Annotated in this window: 19 protein-coding genes; 12 read left to right on the top strand and 7 right to left on the bottom strand. The window is 56.6% G+C overall.

Annotation, left to right across the window (positions count from 1 at the left end; genetic code table 11):
* The first annotated feature begins 141 nt into the window (after window positions 1-141).
* Complete coding sequence (locus tag VK574_RS13040; protein WP_472800279.1) at window positions 142-441, top strand: hypothetical protein; 300 nt, start codon at window positions 142-144, stop codon at window positions 439-441.
* Entirely contained in the window at window positions 434-1,111 is a 678-nt protein-coding gene (locus VK574_RS13035; protein WP_472800278.1) for a nucleotidyl transferase AbiEii/AbiGii toxin family protein, read from the top strand. The genes VK574_RS13040 and VK574_RS13035 overlap by 8 nt, the downstream gene beginning before the upstream one ends.
* Window positions 1,112-1,686: 575 nt before the next feature.
* Here VK574_RS13035 and VK574_RS13030 read toward each other — a convergent pair.
* Window positions 1,687-2,511: a TIGR03435 family protein gene (locus VK574_RS13030; RefSeq protein WP_472800277.1), complete on the bottom strand. Its 825-nt coding sequence runs from the start codon at window positions 2,509-2,511 to the stop codon at window positions 1,687-1,689.
* A gap of 295 nt (window positions 2,512-2,806) precedes the next feature.
* Between VK574_RS13030 and VK574_RS13025 the strand changes: the two genes are divergently transcribed.
* Entirely contained in the window at window positions 2,807-3,568 is a 762-nt protein-coding gene (locus VK574_RS13025; RefSeq protein ID WP_472800276.1) for a GntR family transcriptional regulator, read from the top strand.
* Here the strand turns inward: VK574_RS13025 and VK574_RS13020 are convergent.
* Complete coding sequence (locus tag VK574_RS13020; RefSeq protein ID WP_472800275.1) at window positions 3,541-4,026, bottom strand: DoxX family protein; 486 nt, start codon at window positions 4,024-4,026, stop codon at window positions 3,541-3,543. The two genes, VK574_RS13025 and VK574_RS13020, sit on opposite strands and share 28 nt — an antisense overlap.
* A 60-nt stretch (window positions 4,027-4,086) precedes the next feature.
* Between VK574_RS13020 and VK574_RS13015 the strand changes: the two genes are divergently transcribed.
* From VK574_RS13015 to VK574_RS12985, 7 genes are all read left to right on the top strand, one after another.
* Window positions 4,087-4,251 carry a hypothetical protein gene (locus tag VK574_RS13015; RefSeq protein ID WP_472800274.1) on the top strand — a complete coding sequence of 55 codons (165 nt, stop codon included), beginning with the start codon at window positions 4,087-4,089 and terminating at the stop codon, window positions 4,249-4,251.
* A 44-nt stretch (window positions 4,252-4,295) separates the two neighbouring features.
* Window positions 4,296-5,153 (top strand): PP2C family protein-serine/threonine phosphatase, encoded by an 858-nt coding sequence (locus VK574_RS13010; protein WP_472800273.1) that lies wholly within the window; start codon window positions 4,296-4,298, stop codon window positions 5,151-5,153.
* 124 nt (window positions 5,154-5,277) lie between these two features.
* Window positions 5,278-5,631 carry a PadR family transcriptional regulator gene (locus VK574_RS13005; protein WP_472800272.1) on the top strand — a complete coding sequence of 118 codons (354 nt, stop codon included), beginning with the start codon at window positions 5,278-5,280 and terminating at the stop codon, window positions 5,629-5,631.
* Window positions 5,628-8,318, top strand: coding sequence for an FtsX-like permease family protein (locus VK574_RS13000; protein WP_472800271.1), 2,691 nt, complete (start codon window positions 5,628-5,630; stop codon window positions 8,316-8,318). Before VK574_RS13005 ends, VK574_RS13000 begins: the two co-directional genes overlap by 4 nt.
* A 9-nt stretch (window positions 8,319-8,327) precedes the next feature.
* The gene (locus VK574_RS12995; protein WP_472800270.1) at window positions 8,328-8,801 is read left to right on the top strand and encodes a hypothetical protein; all 474 of its coding nucleotides are present in this window, start codon (window positions 8,328-8,330) and stop codon (window positions 8,799-8,801) included.
* Between the two features lie 176 nt (window positions 8,802-8,977).
* Window positions 8,978-9,490 (top strand): hypothetical protein, encoded by a 513-nt coding sequence (locus VK574_RS12990; protein ID WP_472800269.1) that lies wholly within the window; start codon window positions 8,978-8,980, stop codon window positions 9,488-9,490.
* 382 nt (window positions 9,491-9,872) lie between these two features.
* On the top strand, window positions 9,873-10,145 hold the full coding sequence (locus VK574_RS12985; protein WP_472800268.1) for a hypothetical protein: 273 nt from the start codon (window positions 9,873-9,875) through the stop codon (window positions 10,143-10,145).
* A gap of 158 nt (window positions 10,146-10,303) precedes the next feature.
* Here VK574_RS12985 and VK574_RS12980 read toward each other — a convergent pair whose 3' ends face one another.
* The 3 genes from VK574_RS12980 to VK574_RS12970 all read right to left on the bottom strand — a co-directional run bounded on the left by VK574_RS12980 (window position 10,304) and on the right by VK574_RS12970 (window position 15,163).
* Window positions 10,304-12,970 carry an ADOP family duplicated permease gene (locus VK574_RS12980; RefSeq protein ID WP_472800267.1) on the bottom strand — a complete coding sequence of 889 codons (2,667 nt, stop codon included), beginning with the start codon at window positions 12,968-12,970 and terminating at the stop codon, window positions 10,304-10,306.
* An 11-nt stretch (window positions 12,971-12,981) separates the two neighbouring features.
* The gene (locus VK574_RS12975) at window positions 12,982-13,320 is read right to left on the bottom strand and encodes a PadR family transcriptional regulator (protein WP_472800266.1); all 339 of its coding nucleotides are present in this window, start codon (window positions 13,318-13,320) and stop codon (window positions 12,982-12,984) included.
* A 430-nt stretch (window positions 13,321-13,750) separates the two neighbouring features.
* Window positions 13,751-15,163 carry an FtsX-like permease family protein gene (locus tag VK574_RS12970; protein WP_472800265.1) on the bottom strand — a complete coding sequence of 471 codons (1,413 nt, stop codon included), beginning with the start codon at window positions 15,161-15,163 and terminating at the stop codon, window positions 13,751-13,753.
* Window positions 15,164-15,581: 418 nt separating this feature from the next.
* On the opposite strand from VK574_RS12970, the gene VK574_RS12965 reads away from it, so the two are divergent.
* Together VK574_RS12965 and VK574_RS12960 are read left to right on the top strand one after the other, a co-directional pair.
* A complete protein-coding gene (locus VK574_RS12965) occupies window positions 15,582-17,345 on the top strand; it encodes a hypothetical protein (RefSeq protein ID WP_472800264.1) in 1,764 nt (587 codons plus the stop codon).
* Between the two features lie 489 nt (window positions 17,346-17,834).
* The gene (locus VK574_RS12960; RefSeq protein ID WP_472800263.1) at window positions 17,835-18,116 is read left to right on the top strand and encodes a serine hydrolase domain-containing protein; all 282 of its coding nucleotides are present in this window, start codon (window positions 17,835-17,837) and stop codon (window positions 18,114-18,116) included.
* Between the two features lie 1,582 nt (window positions 18,117-19,698).
* Here the strand turns inward: VK574_RS12960 and VK574_RS12955 are convergent.
* Together VK574_RS12955 and VK574_RS12950 are read right to left on the bottom strand one after the other, a co-directional pair.
* Window positions 19,699-20,286 carry a hypothetical protein gene (locus VK574_RS12955; protein ID WP_472800262.1) on the bottom strand — a complete coding sequence of 196 codons (588 nt, stop codon included), beginning with the start codon at window positions 20,284-20,286 and terminating at the stop codon, window positions 19,699-19,701.
* Window positions 20,226-20,849, bottom strand: a complete 624-nt coding sequence (locus tag VK574_RS12950; RefSeq protein WP_472800261.1) for a DUF3592 domain-containing protein — start codon at window positions 20,847-20,849, stop codon at window positions 20,226-20,228. Before VK574_RS12950 ends, VK574_RS12955 begins: the two co-directional genes overlap by 61 nt.
* Window positions 20,850-21,021 lie beyond the last annotated feature (172 nt).

The raw sequence follows: 21,021 nt of genomic DNA, 5'->3' as shown, positions 1-21,021 counted from the left end.
AGACACGATAGAATAGTAAAGAAAGCACAATCGTGCTGTTCGATCTCCGCGAGCTGTTCAACTTGGACAATCGAGTGAAATGGATAGTTCGTTCGTTTTGAAGGGTCCTGCGCGTTTGGCAAAGGAGCAAAGAGATCGCTTATGCCATTGAGAACTGATCTGTTGGAGAAACTCGCAAGCAAATATATCTGGTGGAAGACGCCCGAGGAAGCTATCGCGCGGCCCGAGCGGATTGTGGCGCAGGTGATGGACATTGGTGACTATGACGATGTTCAATCTGTTGTTCATGCGGCTGGAATGGCGTATTTATGTGAGGTGCTGAAGCACGCAGAAGTGGGCCAGTTCAACGCGAGATCCTGGACCTACTGGCACTATCGTACCGGTCTCAGCGATCCCGGCAAGGTGCCTGCCTTACCTGAACGGAGATTGCCTGATGTCTGAACTCTCACCTCGCCTCGAAGTTCTTCCTCAAGCCCAACGACTCCTTTGGCCGGATCTCCAACCGGCGTCAACCCTCGGGTTTGCTCTCTATGGAGGAACCGCCATTGCACTCAGACTTGGTCACCGCACTTCGGTTGATTTTGATTTTTTCTGTGACGCTCCCCTCGACCGCGGCGTGCTCTTTGCAACCTTGCCCTTGCTTGGAGCAGCCCGGGTACTTCAAGACAGGCCCGACACGCTGACCTTTCTTGTTTCACCTAATGGAGGATCGAGCGATACGGTAAAGATCTCCTTTTTCGGCTCAATCAACTTCGGACGAGTGGGAGTACCACAGTGGACGACTGACCGTGTCGCCCAAGTTGCATCGCCTGAGGACCTGCTGGGGACGAAACTCAAGGTGATCCTGCAACGTGTAGAGGCAAAGGACTACTCCGATATCGCAGCAATTCTCGAAAGCGGAACATCCCTCGCACTTGGCCTGGGAGCCGCTCGCGCCCTATTTGGGCCGGCCTTTCAGCCCAGCGAATGCCTCAAGGCTCTCGTCTACTTCGAAGGTGGAGATCTCGAAGTTCTTTCGCGGAACGTGAAGGATAGGCTAATTGCTTTCGCTAGGGCTGTGGACGACCTTCCTCAAGTTTCGCTTCGAGGCCATAGGTTGACTCTCCAGTAAAGCCCTCTTCCGTCTGTCTCTGCCATCCCGCAACCCCTCTTCTAAGATCCACGTCATGATCGAGCCGAACTGTGGACTTGCCACTCGCTTCGGTTCGAAGGTCTGGCGGCCTCCGATTGAAGACGTTTGACCGGAGTCCGGCGGTCATGCCGTTCCGTATTGCGTCCTCGAAAAATGCGGCACTTTCTCCTGACCCAAGCCGGAGACGACTACGCCCACCGATACCCTAAAGCCGGCGCAGCCGGTTAAGGAGGAACCTTCGAGGACGGCGAGCCTCTTCGATGCGCAGCGCCACCGGCGGCTACGACAGCCGGATCGGATGAAGAAGAGGAGATTCTGGCCGAATCCATTGAAGACGAAGAGGCCGGCGATTCGGAAGAATTTGATGAGGCCGCCTGATGCACTCTCTCCGGCGCTCCGGTGGAGAAATCACACAGGCCGTGTATTAATCCCTTGGAACTGGGCGGTGTGTATAGAAAGTCACTTGAAGAGCGACGCCTCCGTGTTCTCTCGCGGATCATACCCAGGCATTTGAGAAGGCGCTAGGAGAAGCAGGTTTCCGGAACCAAGACGGCTTATTGTTCCTGATGTACCGATGGGCGCTGGATCTGTTCCACTGTGTAGACCGGAAGGGTTGCGACTTCCTTGTGAAGTTCCAGTCCAAGACCGCTGAGGGCGGTGCCGATGGTCTGCAAGTGTGTGAAGTCCATGTTTCCTGCACAATTGGGCGGTGGCGGGGGCAGCCGCATCGGCCGCCAACCCTCGGTGGTGATTGTGAATACACCGATGAGCGAGGTTCTGTTGATAGCCGGCAAATCTGTCCAGTTCTCGATGTAGCGAGCGAGGTCGTCCATATCGACTGCTCTCGCATTCAGGGGATGGCCGAAGCCTATGAGGAAGCTGTGGCAGCCATCCCGAGCGGTATCGAGGATGCAACGCGAGAGGTTTGATTGCTGGAGCTTTGCGCCGCCGCGAGCAGTGACGAGAGCGTACACCGGTATGGTCCTGTACTCGGTTCGCATCACGAGGTGGAATCGATCCGCGAGCACTTGACGAAACATATCGCGGACCAGCTTCGAGGTGTTCCCGTCGGACGGATTTAATTGCCCCGCGCTGGATGGAGCCTTCGCCTCGATGTCGTATCTCTCGCTGTAAACCCAGGGAGGAAGAGTGGAGAGCCGCTCTGATGGATTGGCTGGAACACTGTAGCCTTCGCTGATTAGCGTGATCGCATTGACCGAAGTGCCTATCAGATCCCCGTTGAGAAGAACTCTTACCCGATTGGGTTGCGGATCGACTGAACGGGCAGGCTTCACGTCGATGGTTGCGAATGATTGTGCCTGGGCGAAGGCAGATGCCGTTACAAGCAGACAGACGACGAATCTTTTGATCAGAAGCATGGCTCGCATCCCTCCTTCGACGGTAATAGTAACTGGCGGAGGCAGACGCGTCAGTACCGATAGACGCGCTTCCGTTTACCTAAGTCTGGGAGACATCAATGAGTGCGTTGGCCTGAAGTCGTTAGTCGTGGGATGAAGAAAACTACTTTGGTGAATGCGGGCTGAAGTGTCTCTTGCACCAACCAGGCCGCAGATTCCGTGTAACGGGGCTCCCCACCTTCGTCATGAGCGAATATCAGGTCCTGACAAGGGACAACCCGGTTGGAACATATTGACATGACGTTATATTGTCATTATGCCAGCATCGACGCTGTATGCCAGAATCGAGGAAACCATTGCCACCGAGATTGCCCAGGGCGAGTATCGCCCCGGAGATCAATTACCTACCGAAGATGAATTGCTTCGGCGATTCCAGGTGAGCCGCATCACCGTTCGTCGTGCGATCCAGAATTTGGTTAGCCAAGGCTTGCTCGAAATTCGTCGTGGACTTGGAACCTTCGTTCTGACGCCGAGGATAGAAGCTGAACTCACAAAGCTAACGGGCTTCGTCGAGGACATGAGATCTGTCGGGCGAAGAGCCACTGCCCGTGTGGTAAGTAAGGGTATCATTGCCGCCTCGGCGCGCGTTGCAGAACGCCTTCAATTGGCGAAAGGGACAAAAGTGATGCAGATCAAGCGGGTGCGGCTCGCCGATGACATGCCGATCTCTTTTGATGAGACATATCTACCCCTTTCCCTTGGAAAGCAGATCGTACGCAACGATCTACGGCTGCATCCGATCTTTACTCTTCTCGAAGAAGAATATGGAGTCCCTCTGGTCGAAGCAGACTATGAGTTGGAGGCGGTGATCGCAACCAAGGCTCTCGCTGACGCCCTTCAGGTAAGGGTCGGTTCTCCGATCTTTCAGATCGAGCGAACCTCGCTGACAACCGGCAATCAGCCGGTTGACTATGAAGTACTGTCTTATCGAGGTGATATCGTCCGGTTCGTCACGAAGCTTCTTCGTCATCCGGGAAACTCGGCAGGAACTCAGGCGTTGCGCTTCCGCAAGCGATAACTATCAATGGCCCACGGGCCTGGGTTGAGAAACGCGAGAGCCAGGATGCATGCAATATAGAGGAGGTCGCATTCGTATCCCGGAGGTCCGAATTGCGCCCGACCATCCACGATCGCCTTGATTTTGATGGAGCTGAAGCCATAGGGGAAATGGACCGAAAACATGGCGGTTAGCAGCACAACCACCGCCGGAACGCTTGCCCATGCGATAAAGGCGCCAAAAAGAAGTGCTGCTCCTCCGAGCAACTCTATCGAAATCGTGAGGTACGCCGACAGATGTGGGAAGGGAACGTGCAGGGCCTGCAGAATCGCTGCGAAGCCATCCGGGCCCTTCACGATCTTAGCCCAACCGTGTTGGATAAAGCCCCCGCCGACGATTGCGCGAAGTGGCAGCGCGGCGTATCGCTGCATGGCTGAAGAAATGCGAGTTTCTGTAGCAGTTATGGATTGCGTTGGCATGAGTGTCTCCTTCTGAATCGAATTTCGCATATAGAAGTTCGATGTCATTATGATGTTATAATGTCATCTGAGGTTACAGAATTTCCATGTCTGAGAAACGATTTTCTCGGACTCGTTCCGCATCCGGTCGCCGCTGGTTTTCACCTGGTCTCACTGGCTGTCCGGCCGCTCTTCTTCGCGCTGCTGGTGTGGATCGTTATCCAGGGATCCGCCGGGAAGGACTAGAGGGCTGGCTGGTCCTACCTGCCGTCGCGCTGTTGGGAATTGAGATGTTTCAGGATGAACTTGCCGTCCTGCATATCCACATGTCCTGGTTTCCCTTTGGCGTGAAAGTCGCGCTTGCCCAGATGGCGTATCTGCTTCTGGTCGCAGCATTGGCACTGCTGCTGCTCCACCGGCTCCTCCTCTCACTTCACCATCAGCGGCTGATGGCGCTGGATGTGAAACAGGCGCAGGAGGTACAGCAGGTGATTTTGCCCGAGGCGCGGACCACGTTGCCGGGGATGGTGATCGAAAGCGAGTATCGCCCCGCGCGCGAGGTGGGAGGCGACTTCTTTCAGATCCTTCCCCACTCGACCGACGGCAGCCTGTTGATCGTCGCCGGAGACGTGACCGAGAAAGGACTGAAAGCGGGAATGCTAGTTGCGCTACTGGTCGGGACAATTCGGACAGCAGCGGAGACGAACGACGAGCCGCAGGCTATGCTCGGCGCCCTAAACAGGCGATTGATGGGTCGCGGTGACGCACAAGCTACATGCCTTGCGATGCGCATCGCAGCGGACGACGCAGTAACTCTCGCCAACGCCGGGCACGTGGCACCCTATCTAAACGGGGAACCGCTACCGATGGAAGGCGCGTTGCCTCTGGGCATGGTCGAGGGGGCCGAGTCTTCTGTAATGCGCTTCCACCTGAATCAGGGCGACCGCCTGATGCTGATTTCCGACGGCATCGCCGAAGCCACAGACGCCGATGGCCACTTATTCGGCTTCGAGCGCGTTCGCGAGATGCTGCGTAGCGTCGAATGGGCCGCCGAGATTGCAAATACAGCGCAAACATTCGGCCAGGAAGACGACATCAGCGTCATCTCAGTGACTCGGATCCCGGTGAATGAACCTGCGCTGGCGTGAGCGGGATAACGTAAGACAGTACTTGCTAACGACACTTCCGGATCGGCCACTATCCACTCAGGACTGAAAAACGGACGTTCTGCCCACTTGACAGTATCTATATTGATCAATATAGATATTCATCATGACCAAGAAGCAAGCAGAACGCTTCCTGCCCTTAAAACCCCAGTGGTTTCACATCTTGCTGGCCCTTGCCGGCGAAGAACAGCATGGCTACGGCATCATGCAGGAAGTCCTCGATCGCACCATGGGCAAGGTCCGCCTGTGGCCGGCAACGCTTTACGGCTCTTTGAAACGCATGATCGAGGCTGAACTCATCGAAGAGTCAAGCAAGCGCCCGCGGCCCGAACTCGACGACGCTCGCCGCCGCTACTACCGGCTGACATTGCTCGGCCGTCAGGTGCTCGACGGCGAATGCGAGCGTCTCCAAGGTCTGGTCCACGTAATCCATGCAAAACGGCGAATGGTGACGGAATGAAACGATCGCAGCGTGTGTACGAGCGTCTGACGCAAGCATTTCCCCATGAGTTCAAGCTTGCACACGGCGACGAAATGCTGGAGACGGGCGAAGCGGCCATAGCGCACTTGGCAAAGCGTGGTGGCTGGATCGGATTGGCGCGGCTGCTGGCCGATGCCGCCGTACGCCTGCCGGTCGAGTACCTGACCGAGATGCGCCGCGACCTGCAATATGCCATGGGCGCCCTTATTAGGTCGCCGGGATTCGCGCTCGTCGGCATTCTTTCCATGGGGCTCGCCATCGGGCTCACCACCAACGTATACAGCTCCAACTGGGCTCTGCTCACGCGGCCCATGCAGGGCGTCGCGCATGCCAGCCGCCTTGTCATGGCGGAGAAACCGGTGTCCTACTTCTATGTCGAGCGTTACCGCGAGCAGAAAAACGTCTTCGCGGGCGTAGCTGCATTCCAGACCCGCGTGCCCTTCAACGTGCGCCTGCCGGGCCAGACAGACGGCAAACAAGAACGCATCTTCGGTCAGCTGGTTTCCCCCGACTACTTTCAAGTGATGGGCGTGGATGCCGAGCGCGGACGGGTCCTAAATCCAGCGATAGATCACGCGGGAGATGCGCCCGCGGCAGTGATCAGCGACACATTCTGGCACACGCGTCTCGGATCTCGTACCGACGCAGTGGGCCTCGTTCTGCGCGTCAATGGACAGGCCGTGACCATCGTAGGAATTACCCCACGCGGGTTTGAAGGCGCATTCGCAGCCGAATCGGCTGCTGAGCTTTTCGTGCCAGTGACCGCGCCCGCCGCCGTCGCCCCTGAACTCGCCAACGACATACTCCATCGTCGCAACGCGCGCGAGTTTTTCACGCTGGCGTTCCTCGGGCCGGGCGTCACGCCCGCGCAGGCAGAATCCGCGCTTGATGGTGTCACGCGCCGCCTCGATTTGAACGATCCTTCGGCCCCGCCGCAGACCGACAAGGGCAGGCGCATCAGGCTGCTGCCCGCCGGAACCCGCGTACCCATCCCCCCCGAACTGAAGCGAGCACTCGAAGGTTTCTTCGGCGTGCTAATGGGCATCGTCATTGTCATCGCGTGCATGAATCTGGGCACCATGCTGATGGTCCGCGGCGCAAACCGGCGCAAGGAGTTCGCCATCCGCATGTCAATCGGCGCCAGCCGCTTCCGCCTCGCGCGCCAGTTGATAAGTGAGGGAATGCTACTGTCGCTTCTCGGCGGCCTGCTGGGCTTCGGCCTGGCCTATCTGCTCAATGTTCTGAACGCCCAGTTGCACCAGGCCGTCGACACGCCGGGGTTGCCGGACGTAGCGATCGACTGGCGCGCCGCGGTGTTTGCGTTCGTTGCGGCGCTCGTCTGCGGGGTCGGATTAAGCGTGGCGCCTGCTTTGAGAGCTACCAAGTCGGAACTGACGCCCGCGCTGAAAGAAGGATCGGCCATGCAGCTTCCCGGCCACCGCCGCTTCGGCCTCCGCAACCTTGCCATGGCCGCACAGCTCGCTGGTTCCCTCATGCTGCTGCTGATCACCGGGTTTGTGCTCATGGGCTTTGTGCGAGGTTATCAAGTCCAAACCAACTTTGACCCGAAGACGATGGCAATGGCCTCCATCGATCCCGTTCGCGACGGAGAGACATTGGAGAAGGCTCTCGACCTCTTCGCCGCGCTCCCTCAACGGTTGAAGGAGTCGGGCAAGTTCTCGAGTATCGCGCTGACCACGCTGCCGCCGTTTTCCACCGTCGATGACGACGACAGCGAGCAATTGATAGTCGACGATCCGCAGGCGGCCCAACGGGTGCAGCAGCCCGCGATCAAAGAGTCAGTAGGCGCCGGATACTTTAGGGCGCTAGATGAGCCAATGTTATTCGGACGCGAGTTCAGTGACGCGGACGAACGCAGCCTGATGGAGCCCACGCCGGACAACGCCGCGCGCACTTCGCCCGTGGTGATCAACGAGACAGCCGCGAACAAGCTATTCGGAAGCACCAATGCCATCGGAAAGCATTTGAAAAACGGAAGCCGCAGCTATGAAGTAGTCGGCGTCGTGCACGACCTTAAGAGTGGCATTGGCATCAAGCAAGCAATCGCCTACGTGGCCCTGTCGCGAGATGACTTTGCGCGCCCGCCTGCTGGCGGCATTACGATCATGGTGCGTACCAAGCCCGGAGTGGACGGGGCCGCAGCCATACGCGAGGTTGTGTCGGATCTGGATCCGAAGCTCGTGCCATTTCACGTGGAGACTCTGAGTGACCAACTTGCCATCAGCCGCCGCGAGATTCGGTCGGCCATGCGGACCTACGGCGGCATCGGCGGGTTCGGGCTGATCCTGAGCGCCATCGGTCTAGCAGGAATCACCGCGTACGCGGTCGCGCAGCGGAAAAGAGAAATCGGGATTCGAATGGCACTGGGCGCCAACAAGGGACAGGTGTTGCGCCTGGTCTTGCGCGAGGGCATTGCGCTCATCGCCGTGGGAACGATGCTGGGATTTGCCGGCGCGGTGATAGTATCCAAAGCGCTTGAAGCAGCAACCAGTGTCCTTGCCGATGCGCTGGCAATGGGCACCAACGATCCGCGCCTGCTGGTAGGCGCGCCCGCTCTGTTAGCCGCTCTAGCTCTGGTAGCTTGCTATATTCCTGCGCGTGCCGCGGTCCGAATCGACCCGCTGAAAGCACTGCGAACGGAGTGAGACGATGGAATGGGAACTCGTGACGACAAGGTTCCATGGATTCGCGACATCGCCGTGCATCGGTTGACGAATTCAGACTCGTGCAATGCATCTCCGCAATGCGCGGAGAGATTTGCAGCTGCAGTGAAACGAGAACTCCAGAGCGACGTGCCAAACGAACGACGAGAGGCCATCGGCTGGCTGATTTGGGTCGACAGCGTAGCAAAGCTGGAGAAGAAACGCGGGCGTTACGCGGACGGACTGCCGATCCTGTCTGACTTGATGCTACGTACATTGCTGGATGAAGCATCCCAGGATCGGAATGTCGAAGTGGGAGATCAGGCCTTTCAGGCGCGGGAGTTATTCGACGTTTACAGAAATGGATCGCAAGGAGATTGCTTTGAAATTGTTCCGGCGCTGCGAAAAGCCGCACACTGGAACACGAAGCACGATCCTGTACCAGTTGGCCTAACCTACACTTACGGCTGCATCCCGCTAGTGTGAGCCGTCTGGCATTCTCATTAGGAGCGGATCACCGTCCATCCGGACATTACCAATTTTGGTGCAAAACGAGTAAGGGAAGGATCGGCCACAAACCGCTCAGAACAAATCTGGCTTCCCCCTCACTGGGCCCTGTAATCTTGCGGAACGCTTCCCTGCGAGGCAGGAGTGGAATTTTAATGACGATGCGCACCGTGTTCACTGCATGCTTCTTGTTCGCACTAGCTGTGACAGGCTTCGGGCAAGACCGAGAGTCAGATTCGCAAACGTTGCGACAGATACTGGTTGAAATCCGTGGAATTCACGAGGACGTTCGCGTAACCGAATCGACTCAAATACTTCTCACGGAGCTTGAATTGCAACAGAGCGTCGTAAACCGGGCTATGGAGAACGCCGATAATGCGCGATCGAGGCTGCTGGACCTTCAGCGCGATCAGAAGCTATCTGCAAGTGAATTGGAACATGCGGAAGACATTCTGACCCGAACATCGAAGCCAGACGAGCAGAGGCATTTTACTGATGAAGTGGAGAGACTCAAGGGAAACATCGCTGCCTTGAAGATCGAAGAAGGCAATCGCACAACAACTTTGCAACAAATGGAGCAACGACTTCAAACTGCGCAAGACAGTCTCCGGGACGTCGAGAAGGAATTAAATGAGATCATTGCTCGTGTCCGTCCAGGCAGCAAGTAGCATTCCAAAACTGCATGGTCACGGGCGAATTACCGTCTACGCGGAGCGCGCCGGGATAAACCGGCATGTTGTAGGGGTGCAAGTCCCTGCAGGAAAGGAAGTAGCGAATCCATCCTGACCTCGAGTCTTGCGGGTGACATCGCGAGGTGTGATCCGAAGCGTAGACAGAGGCATTGGTGGGCCGGGCGATTGAGCTTCGAAAAGACGGAAGATCAGGATGCCGACTCCCTTCCGAGTGGAGGAAGGCAATACGGCAGCTGCGTTACTTGCGAGTGGCTATCCGGTCCTGCGTAGTCTAAGAACCCGCGCACGCTAAGACAACAACATGCACGAGAACCGGGAGATCTCCAGCACACCTTCGGCAGAATGCGAAGGTCGGTCCGTGAAGGCGCTAAGCCATACGACGGACATGCACGCGCTGGAGAAGTCGGACTGCGTCGTAGTACCGGTGAACCAGCCGAACAAGGAGGCAATAGCTTCTGCGGAGGTTGGGGAGGGAAGGGCGCAGCTGAAGGAGAACATCATTCAACCGCACATGCTCCTGACTCAGAGCAGGAATTTTGCATGTCCCAGCGTTTGGACGGTGTGCGTGAAGCAAACCGCAGTCTGGGGTTCGCTCTACGCCATTCATTCTTCAGAAGAGCCGTATGCGTAAACGCGCTCGTACGGATCTGTGCGGGGGGCGATCCGTGAGGATCGTCCCTACCGCGACAATAACCAGTTGATCAACAGCAGCACGAACTGTTGACTAAAACCTTCCGGGTGAGCCACGATTCGCTCGGAACCAAGAAAGAGTGCATTTCAGTTGGCCCACTATTCGTAACGAAGCGCGACAACAGCATTTACCCGCACTGCACGTCGCGCTGGAATGTAACAGGCCAAAACTGCGATTGCCGTCATTCCTGCGGAAACAATTACGACGGTCGCAGGATCGTCGGGTCGGATTCCGTAGAGCAACGCAGATAGAAGCCGTGCCGAGGCCAAGGCGGCGCCGATCCCGATCACCAGCCCGACGCTCGTTATGTAAAATCCCTGCCGCATGATCAGCTTCATGACGTCTCCTCGTCCCGCACCCAACGCCATGCGCACTCCAATCTCGCGAGTGCGCTCGGAAACCGCGAATGAGATCACGCCAAATAATCCGATCCATGTCAGCACCAGCGCCAGAATTCCGGACGCGCCCAGCAGCAACCCCGTAGTGCGTGCGGCGAACATGGGCAGAGACATGAAGCTCCCAATGGTTTGCACCTGCGTGGCGGCCATGTTCGGATCCACAATTTGAACCTGTCGCTGAACAGCATCGAGCAATGACCCGGGGTCTCTGGAGGTGTGCACGACAAGGACCCGGAGTGACGGCATTTCCATCCGAAAGAGCACCGGAATAGGATCCTCCCCAAGTGAGCGGTAATTACCAGTTTTAACCACTCCGATGACTTCGCTTGGTTCTTTCGCATCGCCCACCTTAACCAGCTTTCCAATTGGATTCTGGCCGGGCCAGAACCTGGCGGCCATTGCAGTGTTCACCACAATTGCATTGGACTTGTGATCGAGTTCACTCTGCTCAAAATCTCGCCCACCAACAACGGAAATTCCCATGGTTTTGAAATACCCTGGTTCCACGCGGAAAACGTCGACCGGAATGCCATGCGGCAATGTTGCAACGAGGCTCTCGTCGGTCACGCTGGTCTGTTCCCGCGATGCGTCGAGTGGCAGATGATTGACGTAGCTCGAAGAGACAACTCCGGGCAAAGCGCGAATGTGTCTGTCCAGTTCCCGGTAGAACGTCTCGATCTTCGCATCGCTGTAGCCGAGGCTGCCCACGTCGAGCGTGGCGACGGCAATGTTCTGTGTGTCGAAGCCAGGGTCTATCGAGCCGGCGTTGAGCAGGCTCCTTACGCACAGGGTTGCGCTGAACAATAACAACGTGCAGACAGCAATCTCGCCGATCATGATTACGGTCCGAAGGCGCGATTTTCGATAGCCACCTGAGTGGGTTTCGGTCTTGATTACTGCCACCGGATCGACCCGCGTGCCCCGCAAAGCAGGTGTCACGCCGAATACGACTCCTGTGATGAGCGTGATCAGAAAAGTGAAGACGAGCACCCGCCAGTCGAGAGGCAATTCAATGGATATGGGCAGACTCGTAGGAATCAGGTTGAGAAGCAGGTGTGAGGTCCAGAAGGAAAGCAGCACAGCGGCGCAACCGGCGATGAATGCGAGCAACAAACTCTCCACGGTCATTTGGCGAATCAATCGGCCTCGTCCCGCGCCCAGTGCGGAGCGAACCGCCATCTCCCGCGCACGTCCGGTTGCCTTCACCATCAATAGACTCGCCGCATTGGCGCAGGCAATCACGAGCACCAAAGCAAACACCACCATCAGCATCCCGGTAAACGCGGTTACGTAGCCGCGGAAAGGGCCGGGAACGGGGGCAAAGCTGTAGAGCACATCGTCCATGTCCTTATTCGTGTCAGGGTGGGCGAGTTCTATCTCCCGGGCGAGGAGACTAATTTCGGCCTGCGCGCTCTTTGTGTTTTGGCCAGGGGCAAGCCGACCTTCGGTGAGGAGCCAGTTGGTGTTGCGGCTGGTCAAGCGGCCAGCGTCATGGATCATTTGCTCCTCCATCGACAGCGTAGTCCAGAAGTCGGGAGCCATGGCCACTTCAAATCCAGTAAACCCGGGCTGCGCGACTCCGATAATGGTGTAGTTTGTGCCATTCAACATCATCGGCTTGCCAATGATGCCGGCATCGCTCTCCAGGCTATGCTTCCAGAAATTGTGCCGCAGTATTACAAGAGGCTGCGGGTTGTTCGGCTGATCATCCGCAGGTGTGAACGAGCGCCCAATCGCCACGCCTACTCCTGCAACGGAGAACGCGTTGCCTGAGACAAGTTGACCATGCAGGACCTCTCCGTGCCCTCCTCGATTCCAGATGATTCCCTCTGGATCGCCGTCGTAGCCCAGAATTCCTGAGAACGATTGCGCATGGTCACGAAAGAAAACGTAGTCAGGGTAAGTCAAGGGCATGAAGCTGTGGATGCCGTTCGCATTCCGTGAATGCTCCCAGACTTCGCGCATTTCGCCGGGCGCCTTAAATCCTGCGAGGGGCCGCAGCAGCAATGCATTCACAAAAGTGAAGATGCACGCATTCATTCCGATACCGAGGGCAAGCGCGACAACCACTCCAACCGTCGATCCTCGATGCTTCCGCAACATCCGAGCACCGAAGCAAACGTCGCGCCATAATGACGAGAGGGAAAGGAAAGTTCTCGCTTCGCGCTGGCGTTGTTGCAACAATGCGGCGTTGCCGAACTGCCGTCGGGCCGCGCTCACGGCTTCCCTCCGAGACATGCCCTGGCTCACGAATCGATCTGTCAGCAACTGCAGATGCTGCTCAAGTTCGTCTTCAAATTCGCGATTCGTGCGGCTCTGCGCAAACAGAGCTTTGATCCTTGTGGAGAAGACTCGCAGGCGGCCCATGGCAATCAACCTTACCCTTCCTGGCTCAAGACACGCCCGACGACTCCCGCGAATCGCTCCCAATTCTCCGTCTCAATCTCGAGTCGTTTATTACCAAGCCGGGTAATCGAGTAGTACCGCGCCTTGCGATTGTTTTCCGAAGTGCCCCATGCGGATGCGATCCAACCCTGCTGCTGTAGGCGCAGAAGCGATGTATAAACAGTGCCTTCGTTCAGTTGCAATACGTCTTCGCTCAACTGCTCGATGCGCCGAGCGATGCCAAACCCATGCAAGGGTCCCATCGAATGGAGGGTTTTCAGAACCATCAGGTCTAACGTACCCTGCAACACTTCCGACTTTTTGTCACCCATCGAGCGTCCTTTGGACATACCAAAGAAGCTACTACATCTCATTTGTAATGTCCATAGGAACAATTCCTTTCAAACAGAACTTCAGCAGATTCTTGGGGGGGCGAGCTCGAACTGCAAATCCGGAGACGGGCCCAGGCGTTAGGGGATTGAACGATCTGGCTGTCACTCTCAGTTGTGTCCACCCTCCTTGCCTTAAACCATTCTGGCAGCGCCTCGGTCTTCGCGTAGGCTTCCAGTTCCGGAGTTTGCGTGGGCGACACAATGCGCCGCCTGTACCAGCGCGGCCATGCTGAATCATGGCGAGAATCGGGGATGTTGGATACAAAGCATCCGGGTGCCCGCATCATGACAATTATGCGCACCACATTCCTTCTAATGCTGTATCGTGGCAAAAAAGGAATTGACAACGAACGAGCTACGATCGGCGTGGCTACTCATAACGAATTGCTTGCATGGGATCGATGGAGACAGCGCGGAGGGTGGGGATGATGCAGGCTGAAGTGGCACAGAGGATAAAGAGCGCGGCAACCGCCGCGAGGATGAGCGGGCTCGAGTAACTGTTTTGGGTCCAGTGGATAAGCATGTTGTGAAGGGTGAGGAAGATCAGGAGTCCGGCGAGAAGCCCGCCGAAGACAGTGCTGCCGATGTTGCGGTAGACGATCCAGAGCACGTCGGCGCGCTGTGCTCCGAGCGCCATGCGGATTCCAAGCTCGTTCGTACGCTGGGCGACAGAGTAGGAGACGACGCTGTAGAGTCCAACGAGCGCGAGGGCGAGAGCAAGGCCGGAAAAGAGACCGAAGAGGATGGAAAAGAGGCGCTGCCGCTGGAATTCGGGCTGCTGCTCGATCCATTGATTCAGGTCGCGGACATTGAGATCGGTTTGCTGATCCGGATTGATCGACAGGATGGCGCGTTGAACATCGTGCAACGAGGAAAGCGGCAACCCATGCGCGCGGACGAGGAACTGAGTATCCATCCACATGTAGCGTGTATAGGGCATGTAGAGCGCTGGCTGCACTGGCTTATCTAATCCATTGTTGAAAGAGTCAGCGACGACGCCCACGACCTGAACCCATCCGTCGGTGTCGGTAACGCCAACGAGCCGTCCAGGTTCGTCGCTTTGGAGCGTGAGCGTGGGCATGCGAATCTGCTGCCCAATAGCATTGCCGTTCGGGAAGTATTGTCGAGCGAGGGCTTGATTGATGGCGACGACTGCCGCGCCGCGAGTATTTTCCGCTTCGTCCCAGAGGCGGCCTTCGAGGAGCGGGATGCGAAGGTTGGAGAAATATTCCGGGCTGATGAAGCTGGCGCGGAGATATTGACGCTGTGCGGAGGGACTGCCCAGAATTTCGAAGGGGAGATTAGAGCCGCTGTCGGGTGGAGTGCCGTTGGGGGATAAGGCAACGTCGGCGACGCCGGGCACAGCGGCGATTTTCTCCTGGAGCGTCTTAAAGTATTCCGCGCGCCCCTCACGGGTGAGATAGCTGTGCTCATGGAGCGGGATGGGCACTGACATGACGTTCGCCGGGTCATAGCCAAAGTTGCGGTGCATCATCTGCATGAAGCCGCCAATGGCAGCCCCGGCCGCTCCCATAATGATGGTGGTGAGAGCAATCTGCGCGGCGATGAGCGCGCTGAGCGAACGGGCCTGACCGCCGGTTCCGGCCACCCTTCGCGCGGCTGCCTGTATCACCTTTGAAATGTCGGGGCGCGACATGCGAAGCGACGGCAGTAGTCCGAAGAGGAGCCCGCTGGCGCAAGCCAGCGCGATGGAGAAAGCGAGGATAGGTGGATTGATGCGGATGACGGACTCGTGCGAGTTCGAGAGCTTTTCCGAGAACATCCCGATCGCCGTTGTAATGGCGCATCCAGAAGTCGTAGCTGAGCACGACCGGCGCCTCCTGATTGGCGGCTTCGGAGTCAGACGGCTGGATGTTGCGACCGAGCATGGCTGGAACGCGCAGGAAGCCACTAACATTTTCAGTGATGTACGTAAGGGTGACACTATAGCTGATCGTCTTCCTGTGAACATCAAGTCCGATGTAATAGATATGTCTCTGAGGAACCTCCGAGGTAGTTCTCTGAATCAGCGCGCAGCTGAGTTCAGCCTTTGTAACACCCTCGCGCTCCTCCTCGACTTATCATTTAGACAACCCGACCGGAACCAAAAACCACAGTTGGTGAAGCGTAGAACTCGTGTACACTTCGGTGTGCTCCATTGAGTGCCTGTTTCCGTCAGCATTCTCGGGAGAACGATGGCCTTGGCTTCGAGTAAGCATTTGTTCCTTGGCATAGCCGCGTTCTTGTACGCATCCAGCTGGGAAGTTGCGCAGTTGCCGCCGCCTTCCCCGCTTCCTGCGACCCGCTCTACGTGCGCTTCGCCGGCGGCGAGCAATCCTGTTGGAGGCGGAGGGATTTTCACGCACATCGCGATCGATCCGGGAGTCTATGGAAAGCGCGATCCTTCCGGGCTTACGGTCTTTGGCTTCAGCCAGGAAGGCCAGAATCTCCCCGCCGACCCGCAGGTTCTTGCGATGTCGCCCAATATCGTCCCGCGCGCGTGGGCGAGGTGGGATCGAGGCGGAGTTCAGCCATCCGATTACAAAGTCGACTATCCCAAGCAGGCGCAAGCGGCCGGCATCACGTTCATAGGAGGAACAACGGCCACTGCTCTCTTCAGGGACGAGTTTCCGGCAGCGTCGGCATTCAACGAAGTAGTCTCCTGCGATGCGACAGGCCAGCCGGTGTTTCATTCCGCGATGAAATTCTACCGCGGTAGCCTGGCATCCCCGGCTTACCGGCAATACCTTATCGGCATTGGAGAGATTCAGATCGACGGCGGCGTGGACGGGCTGTTCTTCGACGAGGTCGATTTTAGCTATCAGGGTTCGACTTCCGGGAATGAAGACAATGGAGACGAGGGATTTGACGACGCAAATATTGCCGATTTCGGCGGATTTTTGTGCGGGAAGTATCCCAAGTACAGCCCGGCTGACTGGCAGTCGAAATATGGCATAACGACGGCCGACAATCTCAATTGTTCGAAGTCTGCCGCCACGCGCGGTCGAACGTTCAACTATCGCGGCTACCTGGCGCGCAACGGATGGCAGGCATCGCCTCTCAATCGATCGAATCCACTGGCGGCAGAGTGGGGAACAATAATTGGAGGCCATCCGGAGCCACAGAACGGGACATTCACTGGAACCTACACCAGCCTGGTCTACTGGCAGGATATTGTGCTGACGCTGCGTAACTATGCGCGGAAGAAGTACAAGAAGGAGATCTACATTACCGCCAACGGCGTGTTTCCATTCGTCGACTTCCAGACGATTGGTCTTTGGGGCGGCAATCCCGATGGGCCTGGCGGGTCTTCAGTGAATTATTGTCCGCTTACGGCGGACGGTCATTTGGATGGGACACAGTCGTTGCTGGCGGCATTTATGACGATGAAGCAACGATCCGCGAGGATCGACGGACGCGTGGTCCCTATGGCTGCGTTCATCGATTGGCCGACCGATGTGATGACCGACTATCTATCGCTGCCTGCTTCGGAGAAATCGGACTACTGGCGGATGTATCTGCCGGAGGCCCTGGCGGCGACTGTGTATCTGAATATGCATCTGGCCGATACCATGGGCGACCCGACGGCAACGCAACTGGGGTTGATGCCGCTCTTCAGACAGACGACGGCGTTCTACAAGATGCCGGCTCATGCCGCTCTCTACCACAACACTCGAGACCTGCCGGGGAGGGTGACGGCATCCGTAGCGAATATCGGCACTAACCTGACGCAGTTGAGCGATGGGCGCACGGTGGCGCACCTGATTAATCACAACTATTCACAGGGATTTCAGGAGCAGGATGGAGTGCGGGTCAGCTTTCCCGTCGACAAGGCTCCCAGGAGTGTGACGCTTGTCTCGCCCGATTACGGAGCGGATACGCCGGTGGCATTTACCTACTCTGGAGGGCAGGTGCAGGTTACCGTGTCCAAACTTGTGGCGTATGTCGCTATCGTTTCGAACTGAATGGAAAGCTGATCTCGACTGATTTCGAACCCTCTTTTGCTGCCACCCTGCGCATAGAGTCAATTTGATCCCAAGATTGATGAACTGGTCCCAGTGCGGTGGTCACATTCGGTATTCACAGTCCAGCATTGCTCTTTAGGAATGAGCAAACAAAAGGCCGCTCTTACGAGACTAGCGATTTGGGGTGGACTTTGCATAAGGCTCTTTGTGCGAGAGCAGGATGTCAAGGCATCGGAAATCATAAGTTGCACCCTCTTCGAGTTACCATTGGGATCGTTGCGTGCCGCGGACTTGTCTCGGTTGGGGTGAGATATGAATCAGAAAACGTATCGCGATAACGGGCGACTTCGTCACCGAAGACGTCTGAAAATTGCGATAACCCTTGTGCGTCTTTTCGCGTTCCTTTTGGCCTAGAGTTGTGCAGTAGCTCAGACCGGGAAGTTTTCAGCTGAGAATCGATCAAAGATTGAAAACGCCGTTTCCAGGTTCATGGAAGCGAGTAAAGCGCCGGGAATCTCTGCTGCTGTTGTACAGAATGGAGAATTCGTGTGGTCAGAGGGATTCGGCATGGCCGATCTCGAAAGATCCGTTCCTGCAACATCACAAACGCTGTACCGCATCGGGTCGATCTCGAAACCGATCACGGCCACTGCCGCCATGGTCCTTTGGGAACGCGACAAGCTGGATCTGGATTCCCCGGTGCAGAAGTACTGCCCGCAATTCCCGCAGAAGACGGCTGTCAGCAGTCGAGACCCGGGTCTCGGAGCTTGAGAAAGAGCGTTGGCGGTTGGCCGGTTGGCTCTCAGGTGTCTGCCCGTGTGCTTCAACATTGCTGACAATCGGATTCGAATACCTCAAGACACGCGTACTGGGTCACTAAATAGAATCCCCGTTTGCTTATGCAGCGGCCTTCTGTTTCACCCAACGCGCTCTCAGTGCGGCTACAATCCTCTTCCTTCCGGCAGCGCTCATCTTGTGCTTCTTGCGAACTGAAACGGCTGCTGGCGTCTTCCTGGAAGATCCAATACCGGATAGCAGGGCACGGGCTCGTTGGAGTTGAGTGATTTCGGAGTCAATCGCAGCGACAATCTTGGCTATGGTCATGGCGAAAGTATATCGCGCGCGCGAGTACAATGACCTCAGACGGGGCATTGATATTCATGCTTTTATGGATTCTGCTTGGACTTGAAATAGGCATTGTCGCCTTGGCATCCCTCAGTGACTACATTTGGAATGACCGTCTGCGCCCACCCTCTCGGCCTTCTTAGTCCGACCGGGACGGCACGTGGGACTCAATCTGCACCAAGTGCTATCTCACCATAGAAACCGCTGTGCAAGAAAAACAACAAAGCCCCACGGCCAATCCGTGGGGCTTTCCTATTGGGCGCACCCGACGAATGTTGTCATCTGGAGTTCGCCTTCGAAGTGGTGAAAGTAGTTCGGAGTCAGTAGCCAGATTTGTGGGACGCGGAGCTGGAGCATGACGTCGTGATGCTGCGGGAAGCGGTCGAGGCAGAAACACAGTTCGCAGAGGATCTCCTCAGCGGAGGCGTGGCCGGACTTTCGGTGTGTGATATGGGTCAATACCTCGGCTTCGTCGAAAAATGGGGTATGTCCTAATAACTCTGATCCTCGATCACAGGCGTCTCGCGCTGGCACGTGACCCTATGATTCAATCTGGTGCAAAGGACCCGCTCGAAACCAATCCGTCATCAACGGATCGCAAACGTGTTCGCGCTCGAATCGCTCCAGATCGGTCTCCCGCCGCGACCGACCAACGGTGAAGAAACACTGTGTGCAAATCGATTCGACACAGTCGTTCGAGTAGCGGTGAGAGAACGGTTGGAGAGTTGAACTATTCAACGGTAACCTCTTCTATTTGCAAGGCAACCGAAGGCAATGAGTCTTACAACTTAGAATCCATCTGCGCAGCCCACCGTTTCGCAATCGCCGCCATGATTCGCGCTCGGCCTTCCGGTGACTGTTCCATTGGTTGCGTCCCGTCTTTGCCGGGCCATCCCTGTCTTTTCCAGTGCCGCTCTTTCAGCATCGATTGCGGCGGCGGGCTACTTGGACCGCCCAGGAAGTTTCCCCACTGTATATCGAATGGACCACCGATTTAGTTACGAATGCGGCTTGTCTCCAACCAACGTAATCAGAAGTGGTTACTTTCCGATATGGCGAGCGAGGGAAGTCCTCGGCAAACTAACGGATGGCGCCGAGATAGCCGCGGATGGACGACGAGTGTACACGTGACATTCGAGTCGCCCGAACTACTGCGAAAAAGAATGAGTTAACCTTTCCGGTTCTCAGCGATGTCGGTTCGGCGACTGCAAGGTTGTGCGACGAACTGTCAGCGAGAGATTGATCGCCGTAGATCGCTACTGAGGCCATTCACCACCGCTCCCACATTAGCATAAGCCAAGTGCAGACGTGAATTACTGTCGTGCGCGTGTCGATTTGGCGTCATGCCGACCGCAGTTTGAGGTTGACCCGAGACGCAAACGGAGTGCTGATCACCGAATTTCATTCCAAAGGTGGTCCGTTCACCCTTAGCGCGTCGGATCATACCGAATTCGTCGAAGCCTTTTATCGGATTTCTTAGGATCGAGACAACAAGGTTGTGATTTTCACTGGAGCGGGTGGCGATTTCATCCCGGCAGTCGATTTCGGTACTTTCAGTAATGTTGCCGATCCGGGCGTGTGGAGTCAGGTTCACGATGAGGGCGTTCAGATTCTCGAGAATTCTTTTCCGAAGTTTGGCGTTCTGCGCTTGTCGCGCATCAGTATCAGCCGAAGACCCTACGGATTTCTGAGCACAATCATCTTGGGCGCATTGGTAGATCAATTGAAAAGCAAAAGACGAACGGAAAAACTCCGTCAGTGCGTCGCAATGGGTCGCGGCATGAGGATTCGCGCGATCGCCAGCAGCACCACGCAACTTGCCGCTGCGACTTCGAGCAGCCGCAAGCAGCCCGGTATCTGTGTTCCGCCTAGAGGCATGTCCGTCACAATCAGAACTGCCTTCTTGTGGTTTGCGGGGTCGTAATGAACCACCATTCGCGTTCCTTTCGGATGCGCATCCACCCACTCTTGCAGCCTCCCCAACTGCGGCGACGAGTATTCCCAGATGATGCGGCTTGGATCAGGCGTGGTGCGCGAATAGACGTGTGAGAGAATCTCCTCCCCGCGCACGGTATAGTTGACGCCGCAATCGATGCGATAATACTTCGGGTCGGGCGGGTACAGATCCAGGCTGCATCGCTGAACCTGCTCCGTTGCCTCCGGCCATTGCGCGTGGGCGTGATCCTCCCAGGCCAGGGCCGCAGTCACCAGCAGCAAGAAGACCACGCACAGCCCTGTAAGCAAACCGAAAAAACCTGCGAGCGTCAGGACAAACCTGCGCCACTTTGGCAGATTTTGTAGCTCACCTACTGGACTGCCCCATGTCTTGAGCCAGTGAGGAGTTTGTGTCATCTCGAGCATGAGTTTGATGACCTGCATATCCTTAACCTGCCTCCATTTTCCGCATGGTAATGCACTGTGCGGTCGCTGCTGAATGTAATGCTCCCAGAACTTCGCCAGCTTATGCTTTGCATCATCAAGCAATTCGCGTCTCACCACAAGCCAGAATCACGACCTAACGCAAGTGGATAAAGAGGCTGCAACAGGCGGT

Source organism: Occallatibacter sp., assembly GCF_035317045.1.
In the GTDB taxonomy this organism is placed as follows: domain Bacteria; phylum Acidobacteriota; class Terriglobia; order Terriglobales; family Acidobacteriaceae; genus Telmatobacter.
Note: the sequence above shows the minus strand (reverse complement) of the source record. Positions and strands in the feature narration are given on the sequence as shown.

Bases quoted from the DNA above. Each gene is read 5' to 3' on its own strand.
- VK574_RS13040 (WP_472800279.1), top strand. From the start codon at position 142: ATGCCATTGAGAACTGATCTGTTGGAGAAACTCGCAAGCAAATATATC.
- VK574_RS13035 (WP_472800278.1), top strand. From the start codon at position 434: ATGTCTGAACTCTCACCTCGCCTCGAAGTTCTTCCTCAAGCCCAACGA.
- VK574_RS13030 (WP_472800277.1), bottom strand. From the start codon at position 2,511: ATGCTTCTGATCAAAAGATTCGTCGTCTGTCTGCTTGTAACGGCATCT.
- VK574_RS13025 (WP_472800276.1), top strand. From the start codon at position 2,807: ATGCCAGCATCGACGCTGTATGCCAGAATCGAGGAAACCATTGCCACC.
- VK574_RS13020 (WP_472800275.1), bottom strand. From the start codon at position 4,026: ATGCCAACGCAATCCATAACTGCTACAGAAACTCGCATTTCTTCAGCC.
- VK574_RS13015 (WP_472800274.1), top strand. From the start codon at position 4,087: ATGTCATCTGAGGTTACAGAATTTCCATGTCTGAGAAACGATTTTCTC.
- VK574_RS13010 (WP_472800273.1), top strand. From the start codon at position 4,296: ATGTTTCAGGATGAACTTGCCGTCCTGCATATCCACATGTCCTGGTTT.
- VK574_RS13005 (WP_472800272.1), top strand. From the start codon at position 5,278: ATGACCAAGAAGCAAGCAGAACGCTTCCTGCCCTTAAAACCCCAGTGG.
- VK574_RS13000 (WP_472800271.1), top strand. From the start codon at position 5,628: ATGAAACGATCGCAGCGTGTGTACGAGCGTCTGACGCAAGCATTTCCC.
- VK574_RS12995 (WP_472800270.1), top strand. From the start codon at position 8,328: ATGGGAACTCGTGACGACAAGGTTCCATGGATTCGCGACATCGCCGTG.
- VK574_RS12990 (WP_472800269.1), top strand. From the start codon at position 8,978: ATGACGATGCGCACCGTGTTCACTGCATGCTTCTTGTTCGCACTAGCT.
- VK574_RS12980 (WP_472800267.1), bottom strand. From the start codon at position 12,970: ATGGGCCGCCTGCGAGTCTTCTCCACAAGGATCAAAGCTCTGTTTGCG.
- VK574_RS12975 (WP_472800266.1), bottom strand. From the start codon at position 13,320: ATGGGTGACAAAAAGTCGGAAGTGTTGCAGGGTACGTTAGACCTGATG.
- VK574_RS12970 (WP_472800265.1), bottom strand. From the start codon at position 15,163: ATGTTCTCGGAAAAGCTCTCGAACTCGCACGAGTCCGTCATCCGCATC.
- VK574_RS12960 (WP_472800263.1), top strand. From the start codon at position 17,835: ATGGAAGCGAGTAAAGCGCCGGGAATCTCTGCTGCTGTTGTACAGAAT.
- VK574_RS12950 (WP_472800261.1), bottom strand. From the start codon at position 20,849: ATGCAGGTCATCAAACTCATGCTCGAGATGACACAAACTCCTCACTGG.